Here is a 13,366-nt window from a genome sequence, read left to right on the forward strand (position 1 = left end):
CCCCACCTCCCCCGTTTCCTAGCGCGCCAGTGGAGCGTGAGTGTGGATCTGGCGCGCTCCGTGTCACCCAGTGGAGCGTGAGCGGTGCGACTGCGCGCTACCGCGGCCCGCGCCGCCCGAACACGACGTGCGCGAGCGGGACCACCGAGCCGATCATGAGCGCTGCGCCCAGCCCCGGCTCGTCCGGCCGGACCATCGCGCCGCCCACCAGCAGCGCGGCGAACACCAGCGCGGACACGAGCCGGCGCACCGTGGCCTCGGCGCGCGAGACCGCCTCCTCGAGGCGCGGCGTGCGGATCTTCACGTCGCCCTTGTCGATCTGCTCCAGCACGCGGTCGACCCGGCGCGGCAGGCGCCAGGCGATCCCCAGGATCTCGATCGCCTCGCGCCCCACGTCGGCCGCGAACCGGCCGCCCTGCTCCCGCAACAGCTTCTGCGCGTAGGGCTCGAGCGTGTCCCACACGTTGTACGCGGGATCGAGGGTGCTGCACACGCCCGAGGTCAGCGACACCGCACGGATGATGAGCAGGAAGTCCTCGGGCATCTGGAACGGCATCGACAGCATGACGTCGCCGAACTCGAGCGCGAACTCGCGGAACTCCCGCTCGTCCACCTCGCGCAGCTCCGCGAAGCCCATGCCACCGAACCGCGAGAACACCTCGGTGATGACGCGCTCGAGCTCGTCGGTGTCGGCCCCGGGCAGCAGTACGCCCGCGTCCAGCATCGCCTGAACCATACCCGCGCCGTCGCGCGCCGCCGAGGCGATGATCAGTGCCCGCAGCGACGAGCGCAGGTGCTCCGGAACCCGGCCCATCATCCCAAAGTCCACGAAGGTGATCGCCCAGCCGGACCCCTCGGGGCTATGCGCGTCACCCCCCGACCCAGCCACCGCATCGGCCATCTGCGATGTCGGCGTCACGAACAGGTTGCCGGGATGCGGATCCGCATGGAAGAAGCTGTGCTCGAAGAGCTGCTCGAACATGATGGACGCGAACGCGGAGGCGACCTCGGTGGGGTCGATGCCCGCGGCGGTCAGCCCCGCACGGTCCGAGATCTTGATCGCGGTGACGTCCTCCATGGTGAGCACCTGGCGGGTCGTCCGCTCCCACACAATCCGTGGCACGCGCACGCGCGGGTTGTCCGCGAAGATCTCGTCGAAGCGCTCGGCGTTCGCGCCCTCGTGGAGGTAGTCGATCTCCTCGCGGCTGGTGGACGCGAACTCCTCGATCAGCGCGGGCATGTCGACGCGCTTGTTGACGAATCGGAGGCGCGCGAGCCACCGCGCGATGCGGCGCAGCGCCTCGATGTCGACGGCGACGATCCCTCCGATGCCGGGACGCTGGACCTTGACGATGACGTCGGCGAATCCCATGTCCGCGGCGTCCGCGTCCGCGAGCCGAGCGCGGTAGGCCTGGCCCAGCGAGGCGGCCGCGACCGGGTCCGTGTCGATCTGCGCGAACACACGCTCGAGCGGCACGCCCAGCTGCTCCTGCGCGAGGGCGCCGATCTGGTCGAAGTCGACTGGCGGCACCTCGTCCTGGAGCCCCTCGAGCTCCTTCGTGACCTCGGGCGGCAGCACGTCCAGGCGCGACGACATGAACTGTCCCAGCTTGATCATGAGGCCGCCGAGCTCGATCGCGAGCCCGCGGAAGCGCCGGGCGAAACGCCTCAGGCGCTCGGTGCGCGTGCGCTCGGCGATCCCCCGCAGCCCGATGAGGGGCAGCAGGATCTCGTACCACCACGTGACCGCGAGGTGCCGGGCGGCGAAGCGCAGGATGCGGCGGTAGCGCGCGCGATCGTGCGTCGGGGCGGGCATCGACTCTCCTCGTCCTCGCCGCGCCGGGTGCGTCTGGTCAGTCCTGAGCGAGGATCGAATAGATCTTACGTCGGGTGCTGTCGAGAAGGTCCGCGACCTCGCGCTGCTGGTCGGCGGTGCCGGTGCGGGCGGCCTGGGCGGCTGCCTGGGCGAGGTCGACGCCGGCCTTGGGGACGGGGCCGAAGTGGCCGTCCTCCTTCTCGTCCTTCACCCAGGGGGCCGATGCGGCGGCGACGGTCGCTTCGGCCTCGGCTTCCGCGGTGAGCGAGTAGACCTTGCGGTCGTTCTCGGTGGCGGACGTGACGAGGCCCTCGTCCGCGAGGAGCTGGAGGGTCGGGTAGACCGAGCCGGCGCTCGGCCTCCAACGGCCGCCGGTGCGCTCGCCGATCTCGCGGATGATCTGGTAGCCGTGCATGGGCTCCTCCTGGAGGAGGGCGAGGACGGCGGCGCGGACGTCGCCGCGGCCCATGCGCGGGCCCACGCGCTTGGTGAACTCGGAGCGGAGCTGCTCCATGGCCTCCCACATGGCGTCTGCGGGGTTGCCGGACTTGGTGCTCATGGTGACCTCCTGTAGTGCTGGTCGACGGATGAACGCACTATCGGGCGATAGTGAACGATATATCGCTAGTGTCGCACGGGCTGAGGCCAACTGCAAGCGCGTGTGGGCCCTGTGACGCTCAGACTCCACCAGGATCCGCGGCCGCGTTCAGATCCACACTGGCGCTCCACTGGGGCGCTAAGGAAGCGGGCGAGTGGGTGGGCGCGGGGGGGGTGGGGGCGCGGGGCGCTAACCCGACAGGCCCTCCGGCGGCAGCACCTCTGTCGAGGTGGGCGCCGGGCGCGACAGCGGCAGCGGGGTGCCCCACACCGGCTTGCCGTCGACGAACGGCAGCACCTGCGCGCACGCCTGACGGTTGGGCTCCCACAGCGGGTCACCCACGATCTCGGTGTAGGTGCGCGCGTGGAAGACCAGGACCGTGTCGCCATCGGGGGTCTCGGTGAAGGAGTTGTGGCCCGGTCCGTAGATTCCCACCGAAGGGTCGGACGTGAAGACCGGGTCGGGCGACTTCTCCCACGAGGACGGGTCCAGCAGATCCGCATCCGCAGAGGCCGTAAGCACGCCCATCGCGTACTCGATGCCGGTGCCGGACGCTGAATACGTCAGGTACACGCGCCCGTCGCGGATCAGCACCGACGGCCCCTCGTTGACAGAGAAGACCTGCTTCTCCCAGTCGAACTCGGGCCGCGTCAGCTCGACCGCCGGGGTCGCGAGCGTCCACGGGTTGGCCATGCGCGAGATGTAGAGGTTCGAGTGCCCGTGGACGCCGGCGCGCTCCTGCGCCCACACCAGGTACTGCACGCCCCCGTGCACGAAGCTGGTGGCGTCGAGCGCGAACGACTCCCACCCGGTGTCCACCTGCCCGCGCTCGACCCACTCCCCCTCGATGGGATCCGCGTCCGTGCACTCGAGCACGTAGACGCGGTGGTTGAACGTGTCCGCAGCGCCGGGCGCGTCCGCGCTGGGCGCGCCGTTGGGGGCAGCGGCGTAGTAGATGTACCAGGCGTCGCTCACGCGGTGGATCTCGGGCGCCCAGATGAGGTGCGACTGCGGCCCGTCCGTGTGCTTGGTCCAGATGGTCGCCTCGGGAGCGGCCTGGAGATCCTCCAAACGCGACGCCCGGCGCAGAACGATCCGGTCGTACAGCGGGTGAGAACCGGTGAAGTAGTACTGGCCGTCGTGGCGTAGCACGCACGGGTCGGCGCGCTGCAGAACGATGGGGCTGGGGATCGCGAGAGCGGTCATGGTCTCCTCCTCGCTCAGCGTACGGGCACGCGGGCCGGCTCGGTGGCGACGGCGTCACCTGCCGCTGGGACCGCATCGACGATGTCGACGGGTGCCTCGGCGGAGGTGCCGTCCAGGCCATCGGGCCCCTCGATGCCGGCCGCCACGTCCTCCCCCGGAGCCAGCCTGCCCAGGTCGTTGCGCATGAACAGGCTCGCCACCACGGTGAGCACCACGATCGCCCCCGTCATCACGAGGTAGGTGCTCGAGTAGCCGATGGCCTCGTAGGACAGCCCGAACGTGGTCGAGAACAGCGCCACGCCCAACGACTTCGCGACGCCGAAGCCCAGCATGTAGGCCGTCGCAGAGATCTTCACGTCGAACATCCGGGTGATGTACTTCATGACGGACACCAGCATCAGCGGCATCTCGATGGCCGCGAGCAGACGCCACGCGATGAGCGCCTCGGTCGTGGTGAACAGGGCCGAGCCCAGCACCCGCACCACCAGGATCGCGGCGAACAGCTGCAGCCCGCGCTTCGCGCCGATCTTGTTGACGAACCACGGCGCCACCAGCATCACCGCGGCCTCGCAGAAGATCTGGATCGTGACGACGTTCGCGAAGAGCTGCTCGGGGTTGCCGTGGTCCACGAAGCTCGCGAAGTAGATCGAGAACTGCTGGTCGAACACGTCGTACAGCGCCGCCGTGCCGAACATCAGCACGACGAAGCCCGCGAAGCTGCGGTCCGTGAGCAGCTGCTTGATCGTGGCGACCGAGATCTTGGTGCCGCTCTCGCGGGAGGTGCCCGCCGCATCGGCCGCCTGCTCCGGCACCCTCGCGACGAACAGCAGGACTCCCAGCACCAGGGCAGCGAACGACGCCGCCCACCACACGCTGGTGGGGTTGGACGCCCACAGGACTCCGCCCACGAACGTCGCCGAGGCACCGCCGAGCGAGCCGAACAGGCGCGCGTGGCCGTACTCGAAGCGGTTGGCGCGGGACGCGCGCTCGTTGAATGCCTCGACCACGGAGACGCCGGCGAGCAGCACCAACGCGAGGTACATGCCCCCCACGACGGCCGCGAGCGTCATGTTCACACCCATGAGCGGCACGAACACGAACGAGAAGAACGGCCCCACCATGGCGGCGCACAGCACCACGAAGGCGAACAGGTGCTTACGCAGGCCCAGGCGATCCTGGAGATAGCCGTACAGCGGCTGCAGGCACAGCGCGGTGATCGCCATCACCGTGTTGACGAGGCCGATGTTGGCGGGGTTCATGCCGCCGTCCGCGAGCCACAGGCCCAGGAAGCTGAAGGCGATCTGCCAGATCGCGAAGTAGAAGAAGTACAGGCCCCCGTAGTTCCAGAAGACGCCTCGGTTGACGGAGGTGAGGAGGCTGGAGGTCGCTTCCGGTGCGGCTGCTGCGGGTGCTGCGGGTGCGCTCATGGCGACACGTCCTTTCCGCGGCACGGGGCCGTGTCGCGCGGGGGTGGGTCCGGGGCGCGTCGCGGACGGCGTGACCCAGGCGGTTCCTGGAGGGATGTGGCCCGACTGCGGGTCACGGCGTTCCCTTGATTGTCCGACTGTGACCGGTCACAAGCGCGGGTCCGAGGTCCTGGGAGTAGGGGCGTTCGCCGTGGCCTCGTGGGGCGACTGCGCGACGCGGCAGCTAGCATGCGGACATGACCAGACCTGCTCCCATCGACGACGTCCCCGCCGGCGTCGACGTCATTCGCCTGGGCCAGTTCCTCCAGCTCGCCGGGCTCGTGGACACCGGCGGCGAGGCCAAGGCCGCGATCCGCGAGGGCGAGGTGACAGTCAACGGAGAGGTGGATCTGCGCCGGGGTCGCCAGCTCGTCGTCGGGGACGTGGTGAGCTTCGCCGGACGCCAGGCGCGCGTCAGCGACTGACTACATCGCACGACAGTCCGGCACCGCTCGCGCGGAGAATGCTGCGGGCGGCCCTCAGGCCGCACGCACGCCCAGGCGGAGGCTCGAGAAGCGGGCGTGGATCGAATCGCGGTGATCGAGCAGTCCGAGGACATAGGTGTCCGCGGCCGCACGTCCCGCGTCGGTGAGCCGGATGCTGACCGCGCGCCCGTCGGCCGCACTGTCGCGAGAGCGCTCGACGAGGCCGTCCTGCTCCAAAAGGTTCACGAGGTACGTCACCGTGGAGGCGGACCGGCGCAGACTCTGCGAGAGGCTGCCCGGCCTCAGCACGCCGTGGGCCCGCAGGAGCGACAGGATATGCATGCGCGGGCCGCGCATGCCGTGGAGGCCCATGTCGTCGAGCCGCTGGCGCACCGTGTTCGAGAAATCCATGCCCACCTGGGCGATCATGACCGCCAGGTCGAGGGGGTCGCTCGCCGCCCGGGCGTCGGCTGACACCGCCTGGCGCGCCGATGACGACCTGCCGGACAACGGGGCATCGCTACGCGGCGCGGTCAGGTCGGCGATCTCTTGCGCGAGCGGAGCGGCCTCGTCGAAGAAGGCCGCGAGGCGCTTCCTCGCTTCGGCTACCGCCGCCACGCCCGACGTGGACAGCTGGACGAGCCGCACCCGCCGGTCTGCGGGATCGGACGCCATCTCCACCAGGCCGACGGCCTCGAGCTGCTGGATGAACTCGTTGAGCGTGCGCCGATTCACCTGAGCCACGCGAGCGAGCTCACCGGTGGCGAGGCCGCGCCCGCGAGCGAGCGCGGCGATCGCGAAGAGCTGGGGGTTGTTGAGGTGGTCTGTCCCGAACCCTTCGTCTGCGGCCGCAGTGAACGCGGCGGCATACTCGCGGACGGCGCGGATGAGCCGCGCCGACTGCGCGTCCAGCTCACCCTCGGATTCCACTCACCAATTCTAGGCCGAGCGCGAGAGTCGCGCGGCGAGAACGACGGAGGCCCCGCGCAGGGATGACGCGGTGGTCACCTCTGCACGGGGCCTCCGTCCTGGAGCCACCGAGAGCCTCAGGCTGTCGCGGGCTCCGGAACGCGGTCGAGCCGCTCCTTGGCGCCCTTGATGGCCCAGATCAGAGCCAGCGGCAGAGCGACATAGAGCACGATGGTCAGCAGGCTGTTCATGACCGGAACCTCACCCGCCTCGCCGTTGACGAAGATGGAGAAGTCCCACAGAGCGTGCAGGAGCATCGCCCAGATCAGCGAGCCCGTGGCACGGCGCAGGATGTAGAAGCCCGTGCCGAAGATCATGGTGAGGGCCACCTGCTGGAGCGTCCCCCCGAGGTCCTGACCGAAGACGAAGTTGAGCAAGTGCATGAGGCCGAAGCACACCGTGCTCACCAGCCACGCAACGAACTCGTTCGCCCTGCCGCGCATGGACACGAGCAGGACTCCGCGTGTGGTCAGCTCCTCGCCCAGGCCCACGAGCAGCATGCCGCCAGCGAGCACCAGCAAGTAGCTCGTCTCCAGCTGTCCGAAGTCGGTCCCGACCAGATTGAAGACGACCATTCCCACCATAAGCAGCGGTGCGATGATGGTCCACGCGGGAGCGCGGTGACGGTCCCGCAGCGCTGGCCCCCACCAGCCCAGGTACGACGTGAGCGCGACCATGCCGACGGCTGCTGCGCCGACCGGGATGACGACGCCGTTGAGGATGTTCTCCGTCGACGCCGCGACCTCGTCGTAGTCGGGCCCGACGAAGACCGTGAGTGCGGCGACGACGCCGACGTACAGCAGGAATGCCACGATTCCGACGAGGGGCTTGGGTTCAACTCTCATAGTGTTGTCTTCTCCTCTTGTTAGCCACGATCAACTCGGCGCGATGCCACCGCTCAGCTGTTCCGCTGGGGGTTGACCTTCTTGATCCAATCAACCAAGTCATTGCTGGAGCGCGTCTGCAGCCACACGCGCCCGGGTCCGGTGAAGTCCGTGACCAGTCCCTCGCCGCCCAGGATCGTGGACTTCCACGAGCCGGCCTTGCGCACCGAGTACTGCACCGAATCGTCGAAGGCCACCACGTGGCCCGTGTCGAGGGTGAGGGTCTCGCCGGCCTCGAGGGTGACTGCCTGAATGGCGCCGTACGAGGCCAGCAGCAGCTCGCCTGCACCGGTGCAGCGCAGCAGGATCAGGCCCTCACCCGAGAAGAATGACTTGCCGCCGCCCCACTTCGAGTCCACCTCGATCGACGTGTCCGACGCGATCCACGACCCGGACTGCACCAGCAGCGCACCGGAGCCGTCGAGCGACACCTCTGCCATGTCGCCCGGGAGGGTCGCCGCGACGCCCACCTGGCCACCGGAGCCGGACTGGAAGTCGTTGACGAAGAAGCTCTCACCGCCGAACGACCGCTTGAGGCCGCTCATGAACCCGCCGCGCGTCGACGTCTCCATTGAGATGTCTCCACGCGTCATGGCCATCGCGCCGGCCTCGACGCGGACCGAGCCACCAGCGGGAACCGTGATGGTGCCCATCGCGAACGCAGGGCCAGAGGTGATCTGAACGTCCATGTGCGTACTCCTCAGTAGTGCCGTGTGGTGGTGTCAGGTGCTGCTCTAGGCGTCGCGGCGCTTCATGGCGATCGCGGCGAACAGGCATGCGCCCACGGACCACGCGAGCATCACTGCGGAGCCGAGCCACACGCCCAGGTCCTTGCTGCTGGCACCGAATGCTCCGCTCTGGACGATCGAGTCGCCCGCACCAGTGGGCAGGTAGGCGGTGATCTCCGCCAGCCAGTCGAGCCCGAACAGGCCCGCGAACGGCAGCAGCACGAGCAAACCGACCACCACGACGACGGCGATGCCACTCGAACGCACCAGCGCGCCGATGCCGACCGCCATGATCGCGGTCATCACGCACACCGCGGGCACTCCGATGAACGTCTCCCACGTGCGCACGTCGGCCAGGTCGACGACCGACTCGTCGGGGTACCGGAACAGCATGATCGCCGTGGACGCGGCCGTCACGACGATCGCGACCAACCCTGCGTAGATGCCCATAACGGTCGCCTTGGCGGCCAGCCACAGGTTCCGCTTGGGCACCACGGCGAAGGTCACCCGGTACATGCCCGAGCTCCACTCGCCAGTGGCCTGCAGGGCGGCATAGACCGACACGATGACCCAGGCGGTGACGATCGCGCTCGCGATGGTCGACATGGTCCAGTCGAGTTCGGCGCCGGCTTCCGGCGGAGCGTGGCTCGAGGTGCCGACGGTGACCAGGCTCAGCGCAACCGAAGCAATCGCGACCCACCACATGCCGCGCATGGTGGTGAGCTTCAGCCATTCGGCACCGACCGCGTTGCCGTAGCTCAGGCGTGCCTTCTCAAGAGTGGCGCTCACTGGGCCGCTCCTTCCTGGGACGTGGCGTGGTATTCGACGGCATCGGCGGTGAGGCTCAGGTAGGCCTCCTCGAGGGTGGCGTTGGTCTTCACCAGCTCATGCAGGTCCAGGCCGGCGCCCACCGCGAGCTGCGCGATACGCGCAGGCTCCAGTCCGTCGACCACGAGCGCCTCACTGGACGGCGTGGCCTTGCCGCCCTCCGCGGCAATGATCTGCGTGAGCTTGGCGTCGTCAGAGGTCCGCACGGTGACCGCGCCCGACGCGGCCTGCGCGGTGAAGTCCGCGATCGTGCCCTGCTCGAGGATCCTGCCGCGCCCGATCACGACTACACGGTCCGCTGTCAGCTGCACCTCGCTCATGAGGTGGCTCGACAGCAGGACAGTGCGGCCTTCAGAGGCGAAGTGGCGGGCGAGGTTGCGCACCCACAGCACGCCGTCAGGGTCGAGTCCGTTGACCGGCTCGTCCATGATCAGCGTCGAGGGGTCGCCGAGCATCGCGGTGGCGATGCCCAGGCGCTGGCCCATGCCGAGCGAGAAGCCCTTCACGCGCTTCTTCGCGACGGTGTCGAGGCCGGTCATCTGGATGACCTCGTCCACGCGCTTCTTGCCGATCCCGTGGGACGCGGCGATGACGCGCAGGTGGTTGCGCGCCGTGCGGCCCGGCGTCACCGACTTGGCCTCCAACAGCGCGCCGGCCACCCGCATGGGCGCGGCATGTGCGGCCAGAGGCTTGCCGTCGATGGTCGCGGTGCCCGCGTTGGGCCGGTCGAGCCCCATGATCATCCGCATCGTGGTCGACTTGCCCGCACCGTTAGGTCCGAGGAACCCGGTCACCGATCCCGCCGGAGCGGTGAAGCTCACATCGTCGACGGCCTTCTTGGACCCGTAGGTCTTGGACAGTCCAGCAACTTCGATCATGAGCCATGCCCTCTCGTCCGGTTCCCTCGGCAGTCTAGCCACAGAAAGCCAGATAGGCACAAGGTTCGAAAGACTTTGTACATGTCGCGAATGTCCGCGTTCGCGATCACCGCGACGCGCAACGGACCATGAGAAAACCCCGGTCTCGAGGAGAGACCGGGGCTTCCAGTGGAGCCGCCTAAGGGAATCGAACCCTTGACCTATTCATTACGAGTGAATCGCTCTGCCGACTGAGCTAAGGCGGCGTGCGCCTGACGACGCGCGCGCCGCACGAGGCGACGCGAGTAGATATCTTAGCGCGTCAGCATCGAGTTCCCGAATCCGGCATCACGCCGTCCACCAGGAAGCCGTCGACGGCATCCGTCACGCATTGGTTGGAGCGCCCGTACGCGGTGTGGCCCTCGCCCTCGTAGACCACCATCCCGGCGCCCAGGCGCTCGGCCATGTCCTCGGACCACGCGAGCGGAGTCGCCGGGTCGCCCGTGGTGCCGATGACGAGCATCTGCGGTGCCGTGGCGGCGTTGTCGAGCGACGTGATGATCTCGTCGGCGTGCCACGGCCAGCCTTCGCACCCGGTGTCGGAGACGAAGGTGCGCCCGAACGTGGGCGAGGCCTGCTCCATGAGATCGCGGAAGTCGTCGATCTCTTCGATGCTCCAGTTGTCCTCCTCGGGAGCGTCCAGGCAGTTGATCGCCGTGAAGAACCAGGTCTGGTTCGCCAGGTACTCGCCCGAATCCGCATCACGATCCAGGTAGAAGTTGGCGAGCTGGAAAAGTATCGAGCCGGTGCGCTGGTCGAGCACCTCCTCGAGCCCGATGTTGAGGTACTCCCACGCCGCCTCGTCGTACAGCGTCGCGACCATCCCGGTCTCCATGAGGTTGCGGTTCAGGTCCACGTCGAATCCGGTGAACATCGGGTCCGCCTCGGCCTCCGCGAGCAACGCCTGAACCGTCGAGCGCGCCTGCTCCACCGTGCCGGTCAGCGCGCACTCGCTGCGCGCCAGGCACCAGGTCAGGAAGCTGGTGAGCGCATCTTCGAAGCCGCGTGCCTGCTCGAGGGCGAAGTCCTCGGCGGGGCGCAGGAAGTCGGCGACCGCGTCGAGCACGACACGACCGACGTTGTCGGGGTAGAGCTCCGCATAGACGCTGCCCAGCCACGTGCCGTACGAGAAGCCCAGGTAATGCAGCTTGTCGTCGCCCAATACCGCACGGATCACGTCCATGTCGCGCGCGGCGCTCACGGTGTCGATGTTGCGGATCAGGGGCCCGGTGTCCGCCTCGCACACGGCCGCGAATTCAGCGACGCGCTCGCGATCCGCCTGGGCCTGTGCCTCCGTCTCGACGAAGACGTCCTGCAGGTAGAACGCGTCGATCTGCGCGTCCGAGCCGCACACCACCCCCGTCGACTGCCCCACGCCACGGGGGTCGAAGCCCACGATGTCGTAGGTGTCGATGAGGGCGTCGCCGGACCGCGCCACGAGGCTCTCGGTGAAGTCGAGCCCGGATCCGCCCGGCCCACCGGGGTTGATGAGCAGGGAGCCGATGCGCTGGTCGGCTTCACGCGCCGGGTGGCGGTTGATAGCGAGGTCGATGGTCGCGCCGTGGGGATCCGACCAGTCGAGCGGGACCTGGATGGTCGCGCACTCGAGCTCGTCGCACGTGCTCCACGAGACCTCCTGCTCGTAGACCGCGGGCAGGTCGCCCGACGATGGCGCGGTGGCCTCAGCCGAAGGCCCGACCTCGACGGCGTCGCCGTCGGACGGCCCGGCGGTGGGCGAGACTTGCGTCTTGTCGGGCGAGCAGCCGGTCACGACGAGCGCGCCGAGGGCGAGCACGACCGCCACAGCACGGGGTCCGAGGGTCATGCGGCCAGCCTACGCGGCGCTGCGCGGCCTCAGCGCGAGCGCCATCGCCTCGAGCGCGAGCAGCGGCGACACGTTCTGCGCCAGTCGCTCGCGGGTCTGGGCCAGCGCGTCCAGGCAGCGCATCGTGTCCGCGAGCACCGTGCGTCCGGCAAGGGACTCGACGTGGCCCCGGTGCGACTCGTTGATGAGGGGATCTCGCGCCCCCACCTGGATGCTGGCGACGTCCCGGTACAGCGACATCAGGTCCACGATCGCTCGGTCGAACACATCGCGCTTGTGCCGGGTCGCGCGCCGCTTCTGGTCGTCCTCCAGCTGCTTGACCTGGGAGCGCAGCGCGGGAGGCAGCCGGCCCCCATCGTCGGCACCGAGCGTGCGCAGCAGCTCGTTGCGCTCGGCGACGTCGCGCTCCTCGGTGGCCGCTTTGGCATCCGCCTCGGCAACTTCTACCAGGTCCGCTGCCGCCAGCACCGCGTCCCCGACCCCGCGAATCTCCGTCGCGAGAGCGAGCACCTGGTCGCGGCGTGCACGGGCCTCGGGGTCACGAGCGAGACGCCGCGCGATGCCGATGTGGCTCTGCGCCGCATAGGCGCACTGACGCGCGAGCTCGGGCTCGACGCCGTCGCGGTCCACCAGGAGTTGGGCCACCACCTCCGGGTCAGGCATCCGCAAGGTCACCTTGCGCGACCGCGAGCGGATGGTCACCGCGATGTCCTCGCCCGCGGGCGCGCACAACAGCCACACGGTCCGCGGCGGCGGCTCCTCGATGGACTTCAGCAGGACGTTGGAGGTGCGCTCCGTCATGCGGTCGGCATCCTCAATGATGATCACGCGCCAGCGCCCCTCGCTGGGCGAGGTCTGCGCGGTCGAGATGAGTCCGCGCACCTCCTCGATCGAAATGGTGACCTTCTCCGTCGCCAGCACCGTGACATCGGCGTGCGCGCCGCTCAGCGCAGTGGTGCATGCCTGGCACTCGCCGCACCCCTGCTGCGGGCACTGCAGCGCAGCAGCGAACGCCCGCGCGGCATGCGAGCGGCCGGATCCGGGCGGCCCGGTGATGATCCACGCGTGAGTCATCGCGGACACATCCGCCGCCGCGGTCTTGAGCGGCGCGATGGCGACCTCCTGGCCCACCACCGCATCCCACACACTCACGGGGTGCCCCACGGCTCGGTCGCGAGATCCCCGGCGCCTTCGTCACCCGGGGTGCCCGCCGCTCCCAGCCGAGCCCATGCATCGGCCGGGCCGAAGCCCTTCCTCGCCATGGCATCGGCCGTCGCGGCGGCCACGTCTGCCGCCACTTCCTCGACCGTGCGCGCGGCGTCGATGACCGCGTAGCGCTCGGGCGCGCGCGCCGCGAGGTCGCGGAAGGCCTGGCGGATGAGCGCGGCGTACTCGGCGGTCTCGCGCTCGACCCGGTCCAGCTCGCGGTCCAGGCGGCCCTGCGACGGCTCCATGTCGAGAACGATCGTGAGGTCGGGCAGCAGGCCCTCCGTGGCCCAGCGGGAGATCCGCTCGACCTCCTCGCCCAGCCCGCGCGCGCCGCCCTGGTACACGATCGACGAGTCGACGTAGCGGTCCTGCAGCACCACCGCGCCGCGCTCGAGAGCCGGCCGCACCTTGGTGTGGATGTGGTGCGCGCGGTCTGCGGCGTACAACAGCGCCTCCGCGCGCGGGGCCACGTGGCCGCCGTGCATGATCGCCTGG

At 69.2% G+C, this 13,366-nt stretch carries 13 protein-coding genes and 1 tRNA gene; 1 reads left to right on the plus strand and 13 read right to left on the minus strand.

All coding sequences use genetic code 11. The annotated features are described in order from the left end of the window. Window positions 1-97: 97 nt before the first annotated feature. The 4 genes from QZ483_RS01655 to QZ483_RS01670 form a co-directional block, all read right to left on the minus strand. Window positions 98-1,816, minus strand: coding sequence for an AarF/ABC1/UbiB kinase family protein (locus QZ483_RS01655; RefSeq protein WP_297081244.1), 1,719 nt, complete (start codon window positions 1,814-1,816; stop codon window positions 98-100). Between the two features lie 37 nt (window positions 1,817-1,853). Next, the gene (locus QZ483_RS01660) at window positions 1,854-2,375 is read right to left on the minus strand and encodes a PadR family transcriptional regulator (protein ID WP_297081245.1); all 522 of its coding nucleotides are present in this window, start codon (window positions 2,373-2,375) and stop codon (window positions 1,854-1,856) included. 228 nt (window positions 2,376-2,603) lie between these two features. Beyond that, complete coding sequence (locus QZ483_RS01665) at window positions 2,604-3,620, minus strand: family 43 glycosylhydrolase (protein ID WP_297081246.1); 1,017 nt, start codon at window positions 3,618-3,620, stop codon at window positions 2,604-2,606. Window positions 3,621-3,634: 14 nt separating this feature from the next. Next, the gene (locus QZ483_RS01670; RefSeq protein ID WP_297081247.1) at window positions 3,635-5,047 is read right to left on the minus strand and encodes an oligosaccharide MFS transporter; all 1,413 of its coding nucleotides are present in this window, start codon (window positions 5,045-5,047) and stop codon (window positions 3,635-3,637) included. 236 nt (window positions 5,048-5,283) lie between these two features. Between QZ483_RS01670 and QZ483_RS01675 the strand changes: the two genes are divergently transcribed. Then, on the plus strand, window positions 5,284-5,511 hold the full coding sequence (locus QZ483_RS01675) for an RNA-binding S4 domain-containing protein (RefSeq protein ID WP_297081248.1): 228 nt from the start codon (window positions 5,284-5,286) through the stop codon (window positions 5,509-5,511). 54 nt (window positions 5,512-5,565) lie between these two features. On the opposite strand, the gene QZ483_RS01680 is transcribed toward QZ483_RS01675, so the two are convergent. The 9 genes from QZ483_RS01680 to tmk form a co-directional block, all read right to left on the minus strand. Further along, window positions 5,566-6,441 (minus strand): MarR family winged helix-turn-helix transcriptional regulator, encoded by an 876-nt coding sequence (locus tag QZ483_RS01680; RefSeq protein WP_297081249.1) that lies wholly within the window; start codon window positions 6,439-6,441, stop codon window positions 5,566-5,568. 116 nt (window positions 6,442-6,557) lie between these two features. Then, a complete protein-coding gene (locus QZ483_RS01685; protein WP_297081250.1) occupies window positions 6,558-7,325 on the minus strand; it encodes a CPBP family intramembrane glutamic endopeptidase in 768 nt (255 codons plus the stop codon). Window positions 7,326-7,378: 53 nt separating this feature from the next. After that, window positions 7,379-8,053, minus strand: a complete 675-nt coding sequence (locus QZ483_RS01690; protein ID WP_297081251.1) for a TIGR00266 family protein — start codon at window positions 8,051-8,053, stop codon at window positions 7,379-7,381. Window positions 8,054-8,098: 45 nt separating this feature from the next. Beyond that, window positions 8,099-8,881, minus strand: a complete 783-nt coding sequence (locus QZ483_RS01695; RefSeq protein WP_297081252.1) for a hypothetical protein — start codon at window positions 8,879-8,881, stop codon at window positions 8,099-8,101. Beyond that, entirely contained in the window at window positions 8,878-9,798 is a 921-nt protein-coding gene (locus QZ483_RS01700) for an ABC transporter ATP-binding protein (protein ID WP_297081253.1), read from the minus strand. Before QZ483_RS01700 ends, QZ483_RS01695 begins: the two co-directional genes overlap by 4 nt. A gap of 169 nt (window positions 9,799-9,967) precedes the next feature. Continuing rightward, window positions 9,968-10,043: transfer RNA gene (locus QZ483_RS01705), tRNA-Thr, on the minus strand. 56 nt (window positions 10,044-10,099) lie between these two features. Continuing rightward, window positions 10,100-11,662 carry an alpha/beta hydrolase gene (locus QZ483_RS01710; RefSeq protein ID WP_297081254.1) on the minus strand — a complete coding sequence of 521 codons (1,563 nt, stop codon included), beginning with the start codon at window positions 11,660-11,662 and terminating at the stop codon, window positions 10,100-10,102. A 9-nt stretch (window positions 11,663-11,671) separates the two neighbouring features. Next, a complete protein-coding gene (locus QZ483_RS01715; RefSeq protein ID WP_297081255.1) occupies window positions 11,672-12,814 on the minus strand; it encodes a DNA polymerase III subunit delta' in 1,143 nt (380 codons plus the stop codon). Next, window positions 12,811-13,366 (minus strand): dTMP kinase (gene tmk / locus QZ483_RS01720; RefSeq protein ID WP_297081256.1); only part of this gene is annotated, 556 nt, incomplete at its 5' end. The genes QZ483_RS01715 and tmk, both read right to left, overlap by 4 nt.

Source organism: uncultured Demequina sp. (genome assembly GCF_913055775.1).
GTDB lineage: Bacteria > Actinomycetota > Actinomycetes > Actinomycetales > Demequinaceae > Demequina.

Bases quoted from the DNA above. Each gene is read 5' to 3' on its own strand.
- QZ483_RS01655 (WP_297081244.1), bottom strand. From the start codon at position 1,816: ATGCCCGCCCCGACGCACGATCGCGCGCGCTACCGCCGCATCCTGCGC.
- QZ483_RS01660 (WP_297081245.1), bottom strand. From the start codon at position 2,375: ATGAGCACCAAGTCCGGCAACCCCGCAGACGCCATGTGGGAGGCCATG.
- QZ483_RS01665 (WP_297081246.1), bottom strand. From the start codon at position 3,620: ATGACCGCTCTCGCGATCCCCAGCCCCATCGTTCTGCAGCGCGCCGAC.
- QZ483_RS01670 (WP_297081247.1), bottom strand. From the start codon at position 5,047: ATGAGCGCACCCGCAGCACCCGCAGCAGCCGCACCGGAAGCGACCTCC.
- QZ483_RS01675 (WP_297081248.1), top strand. From the start codon at position 5,284: ATGACCAGACCTGCTCCCATCGACGACGTCCCCGCCGGCGTCGACGTC.
- QZ483_RS01685 (WP_297081250.1), bottom strand. From the start codon at position 7,325: ATGAGAGTTGAACCCAAGCCCCTCGTCGGAATCGTGGCATTCCTGCTG.
- QZ483_RS01690 (WP_297081251.1), bottom strand. From the start codon at position 8,053: ATGGACGTTCAGATCACCTCTGGCCCTGCGTTCGCGATGGGCACCATC.
- QZ483_RS01700 (WP_297081253.1), bottom strand. From the start codon at position 9,798: ATGATCGAAGTTGCTGGACTGTCCAAGACCTACGGGTCCAAGAAGGCC.
- QZ483_RS01710 (WP_297081254.1), bottom strand. From the start codon at position 11,662: ATGACCCTCGGACCCCGTGCTGTGGCGGTCGTGCTCGCCCTCGGCGCG.